The following is a 16908-nucleotide window of genomic DNA, read 5'->3' as shown; positions in this document are numbered from 1 at the left end:
GGTATAATCGATAACGTGGTCGACAAGAGGGCGGCGGCGACCCGGCCTCTGGTCGACTGACGGAGGGGGAATTGACCAGAAAAGTCAACGACAAGGCGAATCTTCTGGTGTGCTCGTTCTGCGGTAAGGCGCAGAACGAGGTCCGCAAGCTGATTGCCGGGCCGACCGTGTACATCTGCGACGAGTGCGTCGAGCTGTGCAACGACATCATCACCGAGGATTACGAGGTCGAGGATTCCCTCGAGGAGAAGCGCCGCCGGCTCCCCAAGCCCGCGGAGCTCAAGAAAATCCTCGACGAGTACGTGATCGGGCAGGACCGTGCGAAGAAGATCCTCTCCGTGGCGGTCTACAACCACTACAAGCGGGTCGAGTCGCGGGCGGGAGACGGGATCGAGCTCCAGAAATCGAACATCCTCCTCCTCGGGCCCACCGGCAGCGGGAAGACGCTCCTGGCGCAGACGCTGGCCAGGATCCTGAACGTTCCCTTCACGATCGCCGACGCGACCACCCTCACCGAGGCGGGATACGTCGGGGAGGACGTCGAGAACATCATCCTCTCCCTCCTCCAGGCGGCCGACTACGACGTGGAAAAGGCGCAGAAGGGGATCGTCTACATCGACGAGATCGACAAGATCGCGCGCAAGTCGGAGAACCCCTCGATCACGCGGGACGTCTCCGGCGAGGGGGTCCAGCAGGCGCTGCTGAAGATCCTCGAGGGGACGGTAGCGAACGTCCCCCCGAAGGGGGGGCGCAAGCACCCGCAGCAGGACTTCATCAAGGTGGACACGAGCAACATCCTGTTCCTCTGCGGCGGTGCCTTCATCGGGCTCGACGGGATCGTCGAGCGCCGGACCACGAAGAAGATGATGGGTTTCGGCGCCGACATCGTGTCGCGCTCCGAGAAGAACATCGGCAAGCTCCTCGAGGCGGTCCAGCCCGAGGACCTGATCCGGTTCGGCCTCATCCCCGAGTTCGTCGGGAGGCTCCCGGTCCTGGCGAGCCTCCACGAGCTCGACGAGGACGCGCTCGTGCAGATCCTCACCCGGCCGAAGAACGCGCTCGTGCGCCAGTACCAGCGTCTCTTCGAGTTCGAGAACGTCAAGCTCGAGTTCTCCGAGGGGGCCCTCCAATCGATCTCCCGCCAGGCGATCGAGCGGAAGGCCGGCGCCCGGGGGCTACGGTCTATCCTCGAGAACATCATGCTCGACGTGATGTACGAGATCCCTTCCCAGAGCAACATCAAGAAATGCATCATTTCCGAGGACGTGGCCAGCGGAAAGGTGCCCCCGGAAGTCGTGCTGGGAAAGAAGGCCGAACTGGCGTAGGCCCCGCCTCGAACCGGAGGGATCATGGAAGACCGGAAACGGATCCTGCCGCTTCTGCCGCTGCGCGACATCGTCGTGTTCCCCCACATGGTGGTGCCGCTCTTCATCGGGCGGGACCGGTCGATCGCGGCGCTCGACGCCGCGCTTTCCCAGGACCGGCTCATCTTCCTCGCCGCCCAGATGGACGCCTCCACGAACGACCCGAGGGAGGAGGATATCCACCCGGTCGGGACCGTGGCGCACATCATCCAGATCCTCCGCCTCCCGGACGGGACGGTGAAGGTCCTCGTGGACGGAAGGTTCCGCGCGAAGGTCTGCCACTTCCTCCCCAACGACCGGTTCTTCCAGGTGACCGTGGAGGAGTCCCCCGTCGAGCGGGTCGGCGGGGCCCACGCCGCGGCGCTGGTGCGCAATGTCCTCTCCTCCTTCGAGAACTACGCGAAGCTGAGCAAGAAGATCTCCTCGGAGGTGCTCACCCAGGCCTCCTCCCTCGACGACCCGGCCAAGCTGGCCGATACCGTGGCGGCCCACCTTCCGATCAAGCTGGCGGAAAAGCAGACGGTTCTCGAGCTCGAAACCGGGACCGGGCAGCTGGAGAAGCTCCTGGCCATCCTCGAGGCGGAGATCGAGATCCTGGAGATCGAGCGGCGGATCCGGGGGCGCGTCAAGAAGCAGATGGAGAAGACCCAGCGGGAGTTCTACCTGAACGAGCAGATGCGCGCCATCCAGAAGGAGCTCGGGCACGGGGAGGAGGGGCGCACGGAGCTCGACGAGCTCGAGGAGAAGATCAAGAAGAAGGGGATGAGCAAGGAGGCGGTCCAGAAGGCGGAGAAGGAGATCAAGAAGCTCCGGCTCATGTCCCCGATGTCCGCGGAGGCCACCGTCAGCCGGAACTACATCGACTGGCTCGTGTCGATCCCCTGGCAGGAGCGCACGGAGGACAAGCTCGACATCGAGGCGGCCGAGGTGATCCTGAACGAGGACCACTACGGGCTCGACAAGGTCAAGGAGCGGATCCTCGAGTACCTCGCCGTCCGCAAGCTGGTGAAGAAGCTCAAAGGCCCGATCCTCTGCTTCGTGGGGCCTCCCGGCGTCGGGAAGACCTCCCTCGCCCGGTCGATCGCACGGGCCACCGGGAGGAAGTTCATCCGGATGTCGCTGGGCGGGGTCCGGGACGAGGCGGAGATCCGGGGGCACCGGCGGACCTACATCGGGGCGCTTCCCGGCAAGATCATGCAGCAGATGAAGAAGGCGAACACGGTAAACCCGGTCTTTCTCCTCGACGAGGTCGACAAGATGTCGATGGACTTCCGGGGGGACCCCTCGGCGGCGCTGCTCGAGGTGCTCGACCCGGAGCAGAACAACACCTTCAACGACCACTACCTCGACGTCGACTACGACCTGTCCGACGTGATGTTCCTGACCACGGCGAACATGCTCCACGGGATCCCTCCGCCGCTCCAGGACCGGATGGAGATCATCCGGATCCCGGGATACACCGAACTGGAAAAGCTGCACATCGCCCGGAGCTACCTCATCCCGAAGAAGCTGGAGGAGCACGGCCTGACCCGGGAAAAGGTGTCCTTTTCCGACGGGGCGATCCTCCAGGTCGTCCGGTACTACACCCGGGAGGCGGGGGTCCGGAACCTGGAGCGGGAGATCGCCTCGATCCTTCGGAAGGTGACCCGGGAGGTGGTCAAGGCGAACGGCGCCGGGAAGATCCGGGTCACCCCGGCCTCGGTGCGCAGGTACCTCGGGGTCCCGCGCTACCGGTACGGGGAGGCGGAGGAGAAGCGGCAGACCGGCCTCGCGACGGGCCTTGCCTGGACCGAGTTCGGGGGGGAGTTGCTCCTGATCGAGGCGGCGATCATGCCCGGCAAGGGGAACCTCAAGGTGACGGGGAAGCTCGGGGAGGTGATGCAGGAATCGGCCCACGCGGCCCTGTCCTACATCCGGACCCGGGCGGAGATCATGGAGCTGGAGAGGGACTTCTACCAGAAGATCGACATCCACATCCACGTCCCGGAGGGGGCGATCCCCAAGGACGGCCCCTCCGCGGGGATCACGATGGCCACTGCGCTGGCCTCGGCCCTTCTGCGGATTCCGGTCCGGAACGACCTGGCGATGACCGGGGAGATCACGCTGCGCGGACGGGTCCTGCCGATCGGGGGGGTCAAGGAGAAGCTGCTGGCGGCGCATCGCGGGGGGATCAAGAAGGTGATCCTGCCGGCCGAGAACGAGAAGGACCTGGCCGAGATCCCGGCCAAGATCAAGAAGAACCTGACGATCCTCTTCGTCCAGCACATGGACGACGTGATCTCCGCGGCGATCGAGATCCCCGCGGAGAAGGCCCCCGCGGAGGCGGTTCCTTCGGCGGGGCCTCATCCGCCCGCCGATGGGGAAACCGGCGAGGATGTGATCCGGCACTAGTATCCTCCGTAGCGCCGAAGTCTCGGATCTATTGTTGCGATGAGACGCGAAGGAGGATAGCCCCCTTCGCCGGCTACGCCACGGCGATCTCCGCGCCGCAGAGCGCGGCGATCCGTTCCGCATCCTCCCGCCTGACGACCTCCGGCAGCGGCAGAAGTCCTTTTCCCGTTCCCCGTCCGAGCGCCAGCCGCACGGTCGTTTCCGCGAGCAGGACTCCGGCGAGGCGTCCCCCGGGATCGCGGATGGAGGCGAACCGTTCCCCCGGAGAGGACGGGTCGCAGATCCAGGCCGCCGCGGCCGGCGTCTCCTCCCCGGTACCCAGGAACCGGCGGAGCCAGAACAGGATCGCGGCGGAGAGCTCCCTGCCCACGGCCCCGAGAGGGCCGGTCCCGGCGAACCGGCGGTAGAGGGCCGCCGGCCGGCCCGCGGGGATGCCGAAGGCTTCCCCGGGGCCGGTTTCGAACCAGGCCCCGCGCGAAGCACCGGGGGGGGCGGCCGCGGGAGGCCCCGCCTCCCGGACGATCCTGCGGAAGAAGGCATATCCGCCGAAACGATCGGGGGAACAGAAGAGGAACCGCAGGGTCTTCCGGTCCGCTTCTCCGGCTCCGGCCACCGTTCCCCCGGGGAGAAAATGGGCCCCCAGCAGATCCGTCCATCCCGGCAGCATTCCGCAGCCGGAGACGGCGGCCGCGCCTCCCCTCCGGAAGGCGTCGTCGATCTCCCGGAGGTCCGGCGGGGGCAGCGGCCCGTCCCCGATGCTCGCCGCAGCGGTTCCGGAGGCGGCGCAGGTCAGCAGGACCTTCTTTTCATACTCCGCGCAGGGCCCCACGGCGCTGGCGACCGCGTCGATCCCGGGGAGGAGACGCCCGAGGTCGGCGGCCCGGCCGACGTCCGACATTGCCCAGCGGCACCGGGGAGAAAGCGACTTTGCGAGCCGTTTCGCCTTCCGGATATCGTAGTCCACGAGGAGCAGTTCCTGCACCTCGGGCCGCCCGGCCAGGTTGGCGGCGGCCGACTGCCCCACGAACCCGGTGGCGCCTAACAGGGCGATCTTCATGGCCCCATGGTACCAGAGGGATTCGCGTTGACAGGAAGGAATTCCTTCTGTTACGGTATACAGTCTTCGCCCGTAACGGGTGCGGGGGCGGATAGCTCAGTTGGTAGAGCATCGCCCTTACAAGGCGAGGGTCACAGGTTCAAGTCCTGTTCCGCCTACCAGGATCATTCCGGTTCGGGGTGGTAGTTAAGCCTGGTTATAACGCCGGCCTGTCACGCCGGAGGCCGCGGGTTCGATTCCCGTCCACCCCGCCATATTCAATGAGGATCCCGGAGATGCTTCCGGGGTCCTCGATTCCTTTTTACCCGGCCTGTGGCCCCCCGCATCTCCTCACGCCGCGTCTCATCTAAAGAGGAAAGGAGGTACCGGATGGGACTTGCGGCGAAATCGTGCGGACCCTGCCGGGGAGGTATTCCCCCCCTGACCGCCGGGGAGGCGGAACGCTATCTTCCGGAGACGCCCGGGTGGACCCTTTCCGAGGATGCGAAGAGAATCCAGAGGGTGTTCACCTTCCGGGATTTCGCATCGGCCATGGCATTCGTGCGCAAGGTGGCGGACCTGGCCGAGCTGGAGGGGCACCATCCGGACATCTCCTTCGGCTGGGGGTACTGCCGCATCACGTTCCAGACACACAGGATCCACGGACTGCACGAAAACGATTTCATCATGGCGGCGAAGGTGAACGCCCTGCTGCCGTGAAGCCCTGGGGAGAGAATTCATCCGGCCAGCTGCTGGTAGAAGTCGTTCCCCTTGTCGTCCACCAGGATGAAGGCGGGGAAGTCCTCGACCTCGATCTTCCAGACCGCCTCCATGCCGAGCTCGGGGTACTCGAGCACCTCGACCTTCCGGATGTTTTCCTGCGCGAGGAGGGCGGCCGGCCCGCCGATCGATCCCAGGTAGAATCCCCCGTGTTTTTTACAGGCGTCGGTCACCTGCCGGCTCCGGTTCCCCTTGGCGATCATGACCAGCGAACCGCCGTGGGACTGGAAGAGGTCCACGTAGGAGTCCATCCGCCCCGCCGTCGTCGGGCCGAAGGAGCCGGACGGCATCCCCTTGGGGGTCTTGGCCGGCCCCGCGTAGTAGATCGGGTGGTCCTTCAGGTACTGCGGCATCCCCTCGCCCCGGTCCAGCTTCTCCTTGATCTTCGCGTGGGCGATGTCGCGCCCGACGACGATCGTCCCGGTCAGGGAGAGCTGCGTGGTCACCGGGTACTTCGTGAGCTCGGCCAGGATCTGCTTCATCGGGCGGTTCAGGTCGATCTTCACGACGCCGTGCTCGTGCTTCTTCCGGTATTTCTCCGGGATCAGCCGTCCCGGGTTCGGCTCGAGCTCCTCCAGCCAGATCCCCTCCCGGTCGATCCTGGCCTTGATGTTCCGGTCGGCGGAGCAGGAGACCCCCATCCCCACCGGGCAGGAGGCGCCGTGCCTAGGCAGGCGGACGACCCGGACGTCGAGGGCGAAGTGCTTCCCCCCGAACTGGGCCCCGTACCCGCTCTTGCAGGCGGCCTGGAGGATCTTCTCCTCCAGCTCCAGATCCCGGAAGGCCTGGCCGCCGTCGTTCCCCTTCGTGGGAAGCCCGTCCAGGGTGCCGGTGGAGGCGAGCTTGACCGTCTTGAGGCAGGCCTCGGCCGAGGTGCCGCCGACGACAAAGGCGAGATGATAGGGGGGACAGGCGGCGGTCCCCAGCGACTTCATCTTCTCCACCAGGAATTTCTCCAGGCTGGCCGGGTTGAGCAGCGCCTTGGTCTCCTGAAACAGGCAGGTCTTGTTCCCGGAGCCCCCTCCCTTGGCGACGAAGAGGAACTTGTACTCCATCCCCTCCGTGGCGTAGAGGTCGATCTGCGCCGGGAGGTTCGTCCCCGAGTTCTTCTCCTCGTACATGGTCAGCGGAATGGTCTGGGAATAGCGGAGGTTCTCCTCGGTGTAGGTCGTGTACACCCCCCGGGAGAGGAACTCCTCGTCCCGGACCCCGGTCCAGACCTGCTGTCCCTTCTTCCCGACGATGGTCGCGGTCCCCGTGTCCTGGCAGAAGGGGAGGACGAACTTCGCCGCCACCTCGGCGTTCCGCAGCATCGCCACGGCCACCCCCCGGTCGTTCGGGGAGGACTCCGGGTCGGAGAGGATCGCCGCCACCTTCTCCAGGTGCGCCGGCCGGAGCAGGAAGGAGACGTCGCGCAACGCCTGATGCGCGAGGAAGGCGAGCCCTTCCGGGTCCACCTTGAGGATCTCCTTTCCGTCGAAGCGGGCGACGGAGACAGGCTCCTTCGTGAGCAGCCGGTATCTTGACGTGTCCTTTCCCAGCGGGAACGGGTCCTGGTAGGAAAACTCGGGCATCTTTCGCCTCCGGAAGCGTATTCTGTATACAGAGTCCCACGATAGTCCCCCGGCGTGCAATCCGTCAAGACCGCAGCGGGGGACAGGCGCCGACGGGTGTATACTGTCGGGAAGTTTTTTGATCCCCAACGAAGGAGGAACGACATGGCGAAGGTACCGTATGTGGACAAGGACGAGTGCACGGCCTGCAATCTGTGCATCGAAACCGTTCCCACCGTGTTCGTCGCGGACGCAGAGGGGAAGGCGGAGGTGTTCGACCCGAACGGCGCCCCGGAGTCGGAGATCCAGGATGCGATCGACATGTGCCCCGCCGCCTGCATCCACTGGAAGGAGTGATTCCCGGGAGGACCGGATTCCGGGTGAATGAATTCCCGGGCTTGGACGTCTGACAGGATGTGGATCATGCGACGGGGAACCGGCCGGTACGGGCCGGCCTTTCTGTGCGGCCTCCTCCTGCTTTCCCTGCCCGGCTGCGGGGGGAAGAAGCAGGCGCTGCGCGGGGAGCCGCCCCCGCCGGTTTCTACCGGACCCCGGGTGGCGGTCGCTCCCATGGAGAACATGAGCAACGATCTGGACGCCTCCGAGATCATCCGGGGCGCTTTCGTGGAGGAGATCCTCCGGAACGGCTGGAACGTGATGCCGCCGGAGGAGAGCGACCGCCTGCTCCGGGAGCGGCTCGGGATCAGCTACGGCGGGCAGTTGGGCTCGACCGTACCGGACGAGGTCTGCCGGGCGCTGGAGGTGAAGGGGGTGTTCTACGGCGTCGTCCGGGAGTGGAACAAGACGACCACGGGGGTCTACAACCATGTGACCGTGACGGCCGGGTTCCAGCTGTACGGCGATGACGGGGAGCAGCTCTGGGAAGGGCAGGACACGCAGCAGAGGACCGACCTCCCCCGGGGGGGGGGACGGGACCTCGGGGCGCAGATCATCGTGAACGCCATCGGGGGGCTGCTGCTGAACCCGATGACGCCGTACGGCAGGACGGTCGGGAGACGGATCGCGGGGAAATTGCCCTCCGGACTGCTGGAGAGCCGGCCGCCCGGGGGCCCGGAGGATACGGGAGGGAGCAGATGAACGGAATCGGTCTGAGAGGGTCATGGACGGGCATGCTGGTTCTGTTCGCCGCGGGGATCGGGCTGCTGGCGGGATGCGCAACCTCCCCGCCGGTCACGGGACCGGCCGACCGGGATTCGGCGCCGGCCGCGGTCGCGCGCAGGACGCAGCCCCAGGCGGAGATCGTGACGAAGGGGCCCCGGAAGCGGGTGGCGGTCGTCCGGTTCCAGGACAAGAGCGCCTACGGGAGGGGAAGGCTCGGCGGGGCGGTGCAGGACATCCTGATGACGGAGCTGTCGAAGTCCGGGCTGTTCATCCTCGTCTCCCGCGGCCAGGATCTCGACCTGGTGCTGGACGAGCAGGACCTCGCGAAGTCCGACACGGTCAAGGCGGGGACCGGCGCGAAAAGCGGCGAGGTGCTGGGGCTTTCCGCCATCGTGACGGGGGCCGTCTCCCAGTTCGGCGTGAAGCAGAAGTCGGCCACCTACCTGGTCGGCGCGAGCAAGGTGCAGACCGCGGAGGCGACGGTGGACGTCCGGGTGGTCGACGCCTCGAGCGGACAGGTGATCTTCGCGGACAGCGGAACCGGGATCCACGAGGAGAGCTCGACCCAGGTCCTCGGAATCGGGGGAACGAAGGGGTACGACGAGACGATGGAGGGGAAGGCGCTCCGGGCGGCGATCGCGAAGTTTCTCGACAACCTGATCGCCCGGATGGAGACGATCGAGTGGAGCGGGAAGGTCGCCTCGGTCGACGGGGAGGAGATCGTCGTGAACGCCGGCGCCAAGACCGGTATTCTCAAGGGGGACCGGCTCCGCGTGTACGGCGAGGGGCGCGAGGTGGTCGACCCCGACACGAAGGTCTCCCTCGGTCGCAAGCCCGGCCGGGAGAAGGGGGAGGTCGTCGTTACCGGGTTCTTCGGGGAGGATGCCTCGATCTGCCGGAAGGTCTCCGGGGAGGGGTTCGCCGTGAACGACATCGTCAGGCTTGCGAAGTAGGAGGCGCCGTATGAGAAAGATATTCGTCCCGGGCGCGGTTCTCGCGGCGGCCCTGCTGGTGATCGGGGCTGCGGGGATCCTTCCCGGCTGCTTTCCGAAAGGGCAGATCTACGGGGTGGGAAACGAAGGAGGGCTGGTCTTCCGGGTGAACCCTCCCGACGCGGATGTCGTGCTGGACGGCGTGGTCCAGGGGAAGGCCTCCGATTTCCCCGAAGAGCGGTACCTGAAGGTGGCGAGCGGAACCCACCGGCTGGAGCTGCGGATGGAGGGCTTCGAGAGCTGGTCCCGCGAGGTGTACGTCTCGAACTCCCTGCTCCGGATCGAGGTGTCGCTTTCCCGGGGCGGGCCTCCGCCGGCCCCGAAGGGCTATTAAGTACTCCGTTTCCGCAGGGCGCCCCACCATGCCCTGAGGCGCTCCCCGACGACCTTCTCGTGCCCGGCCTCGGAGGGCTCGTAGTAGATGCGCTTCCCGAGCGTCTCGGGGAAGTAGTTCTCCGGGATGAATCCTTCCGCGAAATCGTGCGGGTATTTGTATTCCTTTCCGTACCCCAGATCCTTCATCAGACGGGTCGGCGCGTTCCGGATGTGGATAGGCACCGCGTGGCTGCCGCGGGACTTCGCATCCTCCATCGCGCGCTGGAACGCCACGTAGACCCGGTTGCTCTTGGGCGCGGTGGCCAGGTAGACCGCCGCCTGCGCCAGCGCCAGTTCCCCCTCCGGGCTTCCCAGCGTCCGGTAGGCCTCCGCCGCGTCGAGCGTCATCCGCAGCGCCCCGGGGGCGGCAATCCCGACATCCTCGGAAGCGAACCGGATCATCCGCCGGGCGACGTAGAGCGGGTTTTCCCCCGCGGCGAGCATCCGCGCCAGCCAGTAGAGGGAGGCGTCGGGGTCGGAGCCCCGCAGGCTCTTGTGGAAGGCGGAGATCAGGTTGTAGTGCTCCTCCCCGTCCTTGTCGTAGAGGAGCGCCTTCGTCCGCAACGCCTCTTCCGCCACTGTCCTGTCCACCGATCCGAGCCCCCGGTGCTCCGCGATCGCGACCGCCGCCTCCAGCGCGTTGAGCGCCACCCGGGCGTCGCCGTCGGAGACCAGGACGATGTGGAGCAGGGCATCCGGTGCGAGAAACTCCCCGGGCCTGCAGAGCCCGCGGTCCGGGTCGGTCAGCCCACGCCGGGCGATGGTCTCCACGTCCTTCGCGGAGAGCGGGTCGAGCACGAGGACCCGGCAGCGGGAGAGGAGGGCGTTCCGGATCTCGAAGGAGGGGTTCTCGGTCGTCGTGCCGAAGAGGGTGACGGTCCCCTCCTCCACGAAGGGGAGCAGGGCGTCCTGCTGCGCCTTGTTGAACCGGTGGATCTCGTCGATGAACAGGATCGCCGGGCGCTCCGCGTCGGTGCGGACCTTCTTCAGGTCCGACAGCGCTTGCTTGACCTCCTTGATGCCGGAGAGGACGGCGGAATAGGGGAGGAAGATCGCGTCTGTCTCGGCCGCGAGGATCCGGGCCAGCGTGGTCTTCCCCGAGCCCGGGGGTCCCCAGAAGATGAGGGAGGGGAGCGGCCGCGCCGAGAGGACGGAGGAGAGGAACCTCCCCTCCCCCAGCAGCGCCTCCTGCCCGACGAATTCGGCGAGGGTCTTCGGGCGCATCCGGTCGGCCAGCGGCGCCCGCGGCGCCCGCGCCCCGGCGGTACCGGCTTCCAGGCCGGGGATCCGGGGATGGGATGTCCGTTTGCCAGCCATTTTCTTTCTCTTTTTCTTACAATATATTATCCTAGTCCACCATGAAGTGCGCCGGGATCATCGCCAAGCATGTCGACCCCAGGGCCGCGGGGATCGTGTCCGAGCTGTGCGAATGGCTCACCGCCCGCGGAAGGGGTGTGATCCTGGACCGGGAGACCGCCTCCCTCGTGCGGGGGGCGGATTCGGTCAGCCGGGGAAAGCTCCCCGAGAAGTGCGACTTCCTGATCGTCATCGGGGGGGACGGTACCCTGCTCTCGGCGTCGCGGGTCGTCGGGACCACGGGGAAGCCGATCCTGGGGGTGAACCTGGGCTCCCTGGGGTTCATGACGGCGATCACCCTGGACGAGCTCTTCCCGGTCCTCGAGCGGATCTTCAACTACGACTTCGAGTACGACGAACGGATGATGCTCGTGGCGCATGTCCACCGCATGGGGGAACGGGTCGCGAACTACACCGTCCTGAACGACGTGGTGATCAACAAGGGGGCACTCGCCAAGATCATCGACATCGAGGCCACGATCGGGGAGATGTACCTCACCTCCTTCAAGGCGGACGGGCTGATCATCTCCACGCCGACCGGGTCGACCGGCTACAACCTCGCCGCGCAGGGGCCGATCCTCTACCCGACGCTGCACACCATCGTCATCACCCCGATCTGCCCCCACACCCTCACGAACCGGCCGATCGTGATCCCCGACGACATGGAGGTGCGCGCCAAGCTCCTGTCGCAGGAGACCGACGTCTTCCTCACGCTGGACGGTCAGGTCGGATTCGGGATCCGGCAGGGAGACGTGATCGAGGTGAAGAAGGCCGCCGCGCCGCTCCGCTTCTTCCGGTCCCCCTTCCGGGACTACTTCACCGTCCTGCGCACCAAGCTCAAGTGGGGCGAGCGGTGACCCACCGAAGCGATGCTGGTTGAGCTCTCCGTCCGCAACCTCGCAATCTTCGACGACGTCCGCGTACCCTTCTCCCCCGGCCTGAACATCGTGACCGGCGAGACCGGGGCCGGCAAGTCGATCCTCGTCGAGGCGATCCGCCTGGCGCTCGGGGAGAAGGCGGATCCCGGTGCCGTCCGCTCGGGGGAGGAGGAGGCGGAGGTCTCCGCCCGGTTTGACCTCGCGGGCAGGGAGGATCTCCGGGAGGCATGGGAGGAGGCCGGCTTCCCCTGGGAGGAGGAGCTGGTCCTGCGCAGGGTCATCCCCGCCTCCGGCCGGAGCCGGGCCTGGTTCAACGGAAGGATGGTCTCCCAGTCCGCGCTCGCGGATCTTTCCCCGCTGCTCGTGGAGCTGGTGGGACAGCACAGCGTCCACCTGCTGCTGTCGCGCTCCTCGGCCCTCTCCGCGCTGGACGGGTACTCCGGCACGGAGCGGGAGGCGGCGGAGATGCGGCGGCTGTTCCGCAGGATCTCCGCGGCAAGGCGCGCCGCGGAGGATGCGGCCTCCCGGGCTGCGAGCGCTCGCGGGCGGATCGAGTCGCTCGACTTTTCCATCGGGGAGCTCTCCCGCGCCGCGCTGATCCCGGGGGAGGAGGAAACGCTCGCCGCCGATCTCGCCCTCCTGCGGAACTCGTCGAAGGTGCAGGCTGCGCTGCGGGGGGCGGAGGAGGCGCTCTCCTCCTCGGAGCATTCCTCGGCGGCCTCCCTCTCCTTCGCGGCGGCCAGGATCCGGGAGGCGGCTGCGGTCGACCCGCGGCTGACGGCGATCCTCGAGAGGATCCGGGCGGTCCAGGTCGAGGCCCAGGAGCTGGGTCGGGAGGTCGCGGAGCTCTCCGCGGGTGTGGAGCTCGAGGGGGGCCGGCTGGACCGGATCGAGGAGCGGCTCTCCGAAATCCGCCGCCTCACCCGAAAGCACGGAGCCGATGTCCCGGGACTGATCGCCCGCCTGGAGGAGATGCGGGCGGAACGGGAGTCTCTGGAGGGGGCGGTGGAGGAGGAGGCACGCCTGCGCGGGGAGCTTCTCCGGCTGGAGGAGGAGGGGGTGCGGGCCGCCGCGGAGCTTTCCCGGGCGAGGGGGCGGGGGGGGAAGCGGATGCAGGGGGCGGTGGAGAAGGAGCTGGCCCGCGTGGCGCTTCCCGGCGCCCGGTTTGCCGCGCAGCTTTCGGTCCGCCCGGCGGAGGCGGCCTCCCTGTCGGCGGCCGGGCTTGACGAGGCGGAGTTCCTCTTCTGCGCGAACCCGGGCCAGGAGATGCGCTCCCTCTCCCAGACCGCGTCGGGGGGCGAGCTGTCGCGGGTCATGCTCGCGCTGCGCAACGTCTCCTCCGCGAAGCGGGGGAACCGCACCCTCGTCTTCGACGAGATCGACACCGGGATCGGCGGAAAGGTGGCCGAGCGGGTGGGGGCTCGGCTCAAGGGGCTGGCCGGGGTCGCCCAGGTGGTCTGCGTGACCCACCTGCCGCAGGTCGCCGCCTTCGCGGACAGCCACCTGGCGGTGGTAAAGCATGTCGCGAGGAGCCGGGTGACCACCGGGGTGCAACTCCTGTCGAAACAGGATAGGATTAGGGAACTGGCGCGCATGATCTCCGGGGCCGAGGTGACGGAGGAGGCGCAGGCGCATGCCAGGGAGCTGATCGAGGGGGCGTCCCGGGGATGATCCGAAAGGCCCGGATGGGAGACGTGAAGGCGATCCAGAAACTGATCGCGGAATATGCGAAGAAGGGCGACATGCTGCCGCGGTCGCTCTCCGAGATCTACGAGAACCTGCGGGACTATTTCGTGTATGCGGAGGAGGGCGGCGAGATCTCCGGGTCGGCGGCGCTCCACATCATGTGGGAGGACCTCGCCGAAGTGCGCTCCGTCGCCGTGCGGGAGGACCGGATGCGACGGGGTGTGGGTACCCAGCTCGTGGAGGCCTGCATCTCGGAGGCGATCGTCCTCGGGATCTCCCGGATCTTCGCGCTGACCTACAAGCCGTCCTTTTTCGAGAAGATGGGATTCACGCAGGTGGACAAGGCGGAACTTCCCCAGAAGATCTGGACCGACTGCCTCAAATGCTCCAAGTTCCCCGACTGCGACGAGGTCGCCCTGGTCGCGGATCTGTCCGGGACCCTGCGTGTCTGATCGCCTCTTCGGCCTCGTGGAGCACGAGGTGCGCCGTCTCGGCGGAGGAACGTCGGAGCTTTACACCCGGAGGGCCCGGGTCCGCCGGTACGACGCCCGCGAGGGGAGGATCGATTCCATTTCCCTGTCCGACACCCTGTCCCTCTCCGTCCGGGTCTTCCGGAACGGGCGGAACGGGTTTTCCTACGGATTCGGGGAGGACGGGGAAACGGTGCGGCGCATGGTGGAGGCGGCCGTCTTCTGCGCCGACGCGTGCGACCCGGACGAGGGGCACCGGCTCCCCCCAAGGGAGGGCGCCGCTCCCCGCCCGGAGCTGTGCGATCCCGGGGCCGGGAAGGTCGAGGACCGGGAGCTGGCGGAGTTCGCCTGCGGGCTGGAGAGGCGCACCCTCTCGAGAGACCCCCGGTTGAAGCGGGTCCGCTCCGCCTCCCTCCGGGAGACCGTCGCGGAGGAACGTTTTCGGAACTCCGCGGGAGGGGAAGGGATCCGGAGGGAATCCTCCTACTGGGCCGTGGTGGACGCCGTGGCGGAGGAGGGGAGCGAGGGGCAGACCGGCTACGGGTTCGGGTTCTCCCGCGGATTCCGGGACCTCTCCCTCGAGGAGGTCGCCGGGGAGGCGGCGCGGAACGCGCTGCGGATGCTCGGCTCCCGTCCCCTGCGGACCGGGAGATACGCTGCGGTCCTGGAAAACGGCGTGGCGGCCGACCTGCTGGAGGTCCTCGCTTCCTCCTTCCTCGCCTCCAACGTCGTGAAGGGGAAGTCGATGCTGGCCGGGAAAACCGGGCAGCGGATCGCCTCCGCCGGGGTGACGGTCGAGGACGACCCGTTCGACCCGGGGGGCAGCGCCGCCGCCGAGTTCGACGGGGAAGGGTCCGCCTGCCGGAGAAACCTCCTCATCGGGGAGGGAGAGCTCAAGGGCTTTCTCGCGGACACCTTCTGGGGGGAGAAGATGGGGACGGGAAGCACCGGGAGCTGCCGTCGCGCCTCTGCGAAGGTTCCGCCCGCGGCCGGAGTCTCGAACCTGCGCCTCTCCCCGGGCGGGGTTTCCCCGGAGGGGATCCTCCGGGAGCTGGGAGAGGGGGTCGTCCTCACGGAACTCCTCGGGATCCATACGGCCGACCCGGTGTCGGGCGACTTCTCGGTGGGCGCGGCCGGGATCCGCTTCGAGGGGGGGGAGATGCGGGAGCCGGTCCGGGGGTTCGCCGTGTCGGGGAACGTGCTCTCCCTCCTGTCGGATGTCGCGATCGTCGGCTCCGACTTCCGCTGGTTCGGCAGCACCGGCGCGCCGTCGCTCGCCGTTTCCGGAATCGAGATCGGGGGGGAGTAGGATGTCCGCGGAGCCTCTCTTCATCTTCGATCTCGACAACACCCTCTATCCGCCGGAGGTGCTCCTCTGGAGGATCGTGGACGGACGGATCGAGCGCTACGTCCAGGAACGGCTGGGGGTCGATCCGGCGGAGGCCCGGATCGTCAGAAAGGGGTACCTGCGGGAATTCGGGACCACGCTCCGGGGGTTGATGCACCACCACGACGTCGAGCCCGGGGAGTACCTGGAGTATGTGCACGACGTGCCGATCCCGGAGATCGTGCCGCCCCGTCCGGAGCTTGCGGCGATGCTGTCCGCGCTCCCCGGGAGGCGGGTGGTCTTCACGAACGGCTCCGAGTCCTACGCGAGGCGGGTTCTCTCGGCCCTCGGGGTCTCGGACGCGATGGAAGAGATCTACGGAATCGAATTCATGGAATACAGGGCCAAGCCGTCGCCCTACCCGTACGCCAAGCTGCTGCGGACGACCGGGGCATCCGCCCCGAACTCGCTCCTGTGCGAGGATGTCCGCGAGAACCTGGTTCCCGCGCGGGAACTGGGGATCTTCACCGTCCTGGTGGGCCGCATGGAGGACGGAGGCGGCGACGGCCGCCCGCGGGACCTTTCCCGGGTCGCGCATGCCGTGCTGGAGGATGTCTGCGAACTTCCGGCGGTGCTTCCCCGGTTTCTCTCCCGGGAGAACCGGGGGCCGGCGTTCGGATGCGCGGCGGGAAAGGGGTCCGGCGGCGGCAGGCGGGCCGATGGAGGAGAACGATGACGGAAAGCAAGGGAAGAAGAAAGTTCTGGAGGCGGGGTCCCCGGAAGAAGAAGGCGCAGGAGGGGGACGCAACTCCCGCCCCTCCCGCCCGGGAGGAAGCCGCGGCGGAGATGCCCGGAGGCGGGGTGGAGGATTTCCTCCCGTCCGGCGAAATGCAGCCGGCGGAGGGGGAGCCGGAGTCGGTTCCGGAACGGGAGCCGCCGCCGGAATCGGCCGGGGCCGCGGACGCGTCCGCGGCCGGAACGGCGGAACGGAAAGGCCGCCGCAGGAGACGCAGGGGCCGGAGGCGGGGAGAGAAGGCCGAGGCGGGCGCGCCAGAAGGCTCCGCGCAGGAGGAGAGCACCGGGGAGAGCCCCGCAGGCGATGACGCCCCCGGATCGGAGGAGGCGGCCGGAGCGCCGGAGGAGCCCGAACCCCCGAAGAAGGGGCGCCGGAGGAGCCGCCGCCGCAAGCGCAGGAGCGACGCCCCCACCGAGGCGAGGACGGATGCGGCCCCGTGGGAGGAGGAGCCGGTCCCGGTCGAGGGCGAGCCGTTCGGGGCGGAGGGAACCCTCTCCGGGGAGGCGGCCCCCGCCGAAGAGGAAGAGGAGGCGGAGACTCCGGAAGAGGAGGAGTTCCCCCCGGGGAAGGGTCCGAAACGGGTGATGGTGATCGACGGGGGCCACCCCGAGGAGATCCGGGTGGCCATCCTGAACGACGGCGTCCTGGACTACTTCGAGGTGGAGAACCAGCGGAAGAAGCAGTTCAAGGGGAACATCTACAAGGGGCGGGTGGTGAACATCGCCCCGGCGATCGAGGCGGCCTTCGTCGAGTTCGGGGGAGGGCGCCACGGCTTCCTCCCG

At 67.7% G+C, this 16908-nt stretch carries 16 protein-coding genes, 2 tRNA genes and 1 pseudogene (1 of these 19 only partly in view); 16 read left to right on the top strand and 3 right to left on the bottom strand.

Translation table 11 applies throughout. The features are described 5' to 3' along the window. The 3 genes in view from A2X88_05045 to A2X88_05035 are tightly spaced (at most 24 nt apart) and all read left to right on the top strand, a layout consistent with a single transcriptional unit that may run on beyond the window. On the top strand, window positions 1-60 hold the final stretch of the coding sequence (locus tag A2X88_05045; protein ID OGP34984.1) for an ATP-dependent Clp endopeptidase, proteolytic subunit ClpP. The gene continues 549 nt to the left of window position 1, outside the view; 60 of the gene's 609 nt are visible here — the last part of the coding sequence; the start codon falls outside the window, past its left edge; its stop codon occupies window positions 58-60. A gap of 11 nt (window positions 61-71) precedes the next feature. After that, a complete protein-coding gene (locus A2X88_05040; GenBank protein OGP34983.1) occupies window positions 72-1325 on the top strand; it encodes an ATP-dependent protease ATP-binding subunit ClpX in 1254 nt (417 codons plus the stop codon). Between the two features lie 24 nt (window positions 1326-1349). Then, complete coding sequence (locus A2X88_05035) at window positions 1350-3755, top strand: endopeptidase La (protein OGP34982.1); 2406 nt, start codon at window positions 1350-1352, stop codon at window positions 3753-3755. A 73-nt stretch (window positions 3756-3828) separates the two neighbouring features. Here the strand turns inward: A2X88_05035 and A2X88_05030 are convergent, their stop codons facing one another. Next, window positions 3829-4812: a hypothetical protein gene (locus tag A2X88_05030; protein OGP34981.1), complete on the bottom strand. Its 984-nt coding sequence runs from the start codon at window positions 4810-4812 to the stop codon at window positions 3829-3831. 85 nt (window positions 4813-4897) lie between these two features. Between A2X88_05030 and A2X88_05025 the strand changes: the two genes are divergently transcribed. The 3 genes from A2X88_05025 (at window position 4898) to A2X88_05015 (ending at window position 5511) form a co-directional block, all read left to right on the top strand. Then, window positions 4898-4973: transfer RNA gene (locus A2X88_05025), tRNA-Val, on the top strand. Between the two features lie 15 nt (window positions 4974-4988). Next, window positions 4989-5066, top strand: a tRNA-Asp gene (locus A2X88_05020). A gap of 115 nt (window positions 5067-5181) precedes the next feature. Beyond that, window positions 5182-5511 (top strand): pterin-4-alpha-carbinolamine dehydratase, encoded by a 330-nt coding sequence (locus tag A2X88_05015; GenBank protein OGP34980.1) that lies wholly within the window; start codon window positions 5182-5184, stop codon window positions 5509-5511. A 17-nt stretch (window positions 5512-5528) separates the two neighbouring features. Here the strand turns inward: A2X88_05015 and A2X88_05010 are convergent, their stop codons facing one another. Beyond that, complete coding sequence (locus A2X88_05010; protein OGP34979.1) at window positions 5529-7145, bottom strand: fumarate hydratase; 1617 nt, start codon at window positions 7143-7145, stop codon at window positions 5529-5531. A gap of 144 nt (window positions 7146-7289) precedes the next feature. Here A2X88_05010 and A2X88_05005 point away from each other — a divergent pair, with 144 nt between their 5' ends. From A2X88_05005 to A2X88_04990, 4 genes are all read left to right on the top strand, one after another. Further along, the gene (locus A2X88_05005) at window positions 7290-7481 is read left to right on the top strand and encodes a ferredoxin (protein ID OGP34978.1); all 192 of its coding nucleotides are present in this window, start codon (window positions 7290-7292) and stop codon (window positions 7479-7481) included. Between the two features lie 66 nt (window positions 7482-7547). Continuing rightward, a complete protein-coding gene (locus A2X88_05000; GenBank protein ID OGP34977.1) occupies window positions 7548-8222 on the top strand; it encodes a hypothetical protein in 675 nt (224 codons plus the stop codon). A 32-nt stretch (window positions 8223-8254) separates the two neighbouring features. After that, on the top strand, window positions 8255-9199 hold the full coding sequence (locus A2X88_04995) for a hypothetical protein (GenBank protein OGP34976.1): 945 nt from the start codon (window positions 8255-8257) through the stop codon (window positions 9197-9199). A 10-nt stretch (window positions 9200-9209) separates the two neighbouring features. After that, a complete protein-coding gene (locus A2X88_04990) occupies window positions 9210-9572 on the top strand; it encodes a hypothetical protein (protein ID OGP34975.1) in 363 nt (120 codons plus the stop codon). Here A2X88_04990 and A2X88_04985 read toward each other — a convergent pair. Continuing rightward, window positions 9569-10900 (bottom strand): AAA family ATPase, encoded by a 1332-nt coding sequence (locus A2X88_04985; GenBank protein ID OGP35008.1) that lies wholly within the window; start codon window positions 10898-10900, stop codon window positions 9569-9571. The two genes, A2X88_04990 and A2X88_04985, sit on opposite strands and share 4 nt — an antisense overlap. Window positions 10901-10971: 71 nt before the next feature. On the opposite strand from A2X88_04985, the gene A2X88_04980 reads away from it, so the two are divergent. The 6 genes and pseudogenes from A2X88_04980 (at window position 10972) to A2X88_04955 (ending at window position 16908) form a co-directional block, all read left to right on the top strand. Further along, window positions 10972-11826: an NAD(+) kinase gene (locus A2X88_04980; protein OGP34974.1), complete on the top strand. Its 855-nt coding sequence runs from the start codon at window positions 10972-10974 to the stop codon at window positions 11824-11826. A 12-nt stretch (window positions 11827-11838) separates the two neighbouring features. Next, window positions 11839-13518, top strand: coding sequence for a DNA repair protein RecN (locus A2X88_04975; GenBank protein ID OGP34973.1), 1680 nt, complete (start codon window positions 11839-11841; stop codon window positions 13516-13518). Further along, the gene (locus tag A2X88_04970) at window positions 13515-13985 is read left to right on the top strand and encodes a GNAT family N-acetyltransferase (GenBank protein ID OGP34972.1); all 471 of its coding nucleotides are present in this window, start codon (window positions 13515-13517) and stop codon (window positions 13983-13985) included. Before A2X88_04975 ends, A2X88_04970 begins: the two co-directional genes overlap by 4 nt. Continuing rightward, window positions 13978-15312, top strand: a complete 1335-nt coding sequence (locus A2X88_04965) for a hypothetical protein (GenBank protein OGP34971.1) — start codon at window positions 13978-13980, stop codon at window positions 15310-15312. The genes A2X88_04970 and A2X88_04965 overlap by 8 nt, the downstream gene beginning before the upstream one ends. Before the next feature lies 1 nt (window position 15313). Beyond that, window positions 15314-16066 (top strand): pyrimidine 5'-nucleotidase, encoded by a 753-nt coding sequence (locus A2X88_04960; protein OGP34970.1) that lies wholly within the window; start codon window positions 15314-15316, stop codon window positions 16064-16066. Continuing rightward, window positions 16063-16908 (top strand): annotated as a pseudogene (locus tag A2X88_04955) (hypothetical protein). The gene A2X88_04960 and the pseudogene A2X88_04955 overlap by 4 nt, the downstream one beginning before the upstream one ends.

It is taken from the genome of Deltaproteobacteria bacterium GWC2_65_14, assembly GCA_001797615.1.
Taxonomy (GTDB): domain Bacteria; phylum Desulfobacterota; class Deferrimicrobia; order Deferrimicrobiales; family Deferrimicrobiaceae; genus GWC2-65-14.
The sequence above is the reverse complement of the archived record's forward strand: the minus strand, read 5'-3'. Positions and strand labels throughout refer to the sequence as shown.

Bases quoted from the DNA above. Each gene is read 5' to 3' on its own strand.
- A2X88_05015 (OGP34980.1), top strand. From the start codon at position 5,182: ATGGGACTTGCGGCGAAATCGTGCGGACCCTGCCGGGGAGGTATTCCC.
- A2X88_05005 (OGP34978.1), top strand. From the start codon at position 7,290: ATGGCGAAGGTACCGTATGTGGACAAGGACGAGTGCACGGCCTGCAAT.
- A2X88_04970 (OGP34972.1), top strand. From the start codon at position 13,515: ATGATCCGAAAGGCCCGGATGGGAGACGTGAAGGCGATCCAGAAACTG.
- A2X88_04975 (OGP34973.1), top strand. From the start codon at position 11,839: ATGCTGGTTGAGCTCTCCGTCCGCAACCTCGCAATCTTCGACGACGTC.
- A2X88_05035 (OGP34982.1), top strand. From the start codon at position 1,350: ATGGAAGACCGGAAACGGATCCTGCCGCTTCTGCCGCTGCGCGACATC.
- A2X88_05030 (OGP34981.1), bottom strand. From the start codon at position 4,812: ATGAAGATCGCCCTGTTAGGCGCCACCGGGTTCGTGGGGCAGTCGGCC.
- A2X88_04990 (OGP34975.1), top strand. From the start codon at position 9,210: ATGAGAAAGATATTCGTCCCGGGCGCGGTTCTCGCGGCGGCCCTGCTG.
- A2X88_04980 (OGP34974.1), top strand. From the start codon at position 10,972: ATGAAGTGCGCCGGGATCATCGCCAAGCATGTCGACCCCAGGGCCGCG.
- A2X88_04960 (OGP34970.1), top strand. From the start codon at position 15,314: ATGTCCGCGGAGCCTCTCTTCATCTTCGATCTCGACAACACCCTCTAT.
- A2X88_04995 (OGP34976.1), top strand. From the start codon at position 8,255: ATGCTGGTTCTGTTCGCCGCGGGGATCGGGCTGCTGGCGGGATGCGCA.
- A2X88_05010 (OGP34979.1), bottom strand. From the start codon at position 7,145: ATGCCCGAGTTTTCCTACCAGGACCCGTTCCCGCTGGGAAAGGACACG.
- A2X88_05000 (OGP34977.1), top strand. From the start codon at position 7,548: ATGCGACGGGGAACCGGCCGGTACGGGCCGGCCTTTCTGTGCGGCCTC.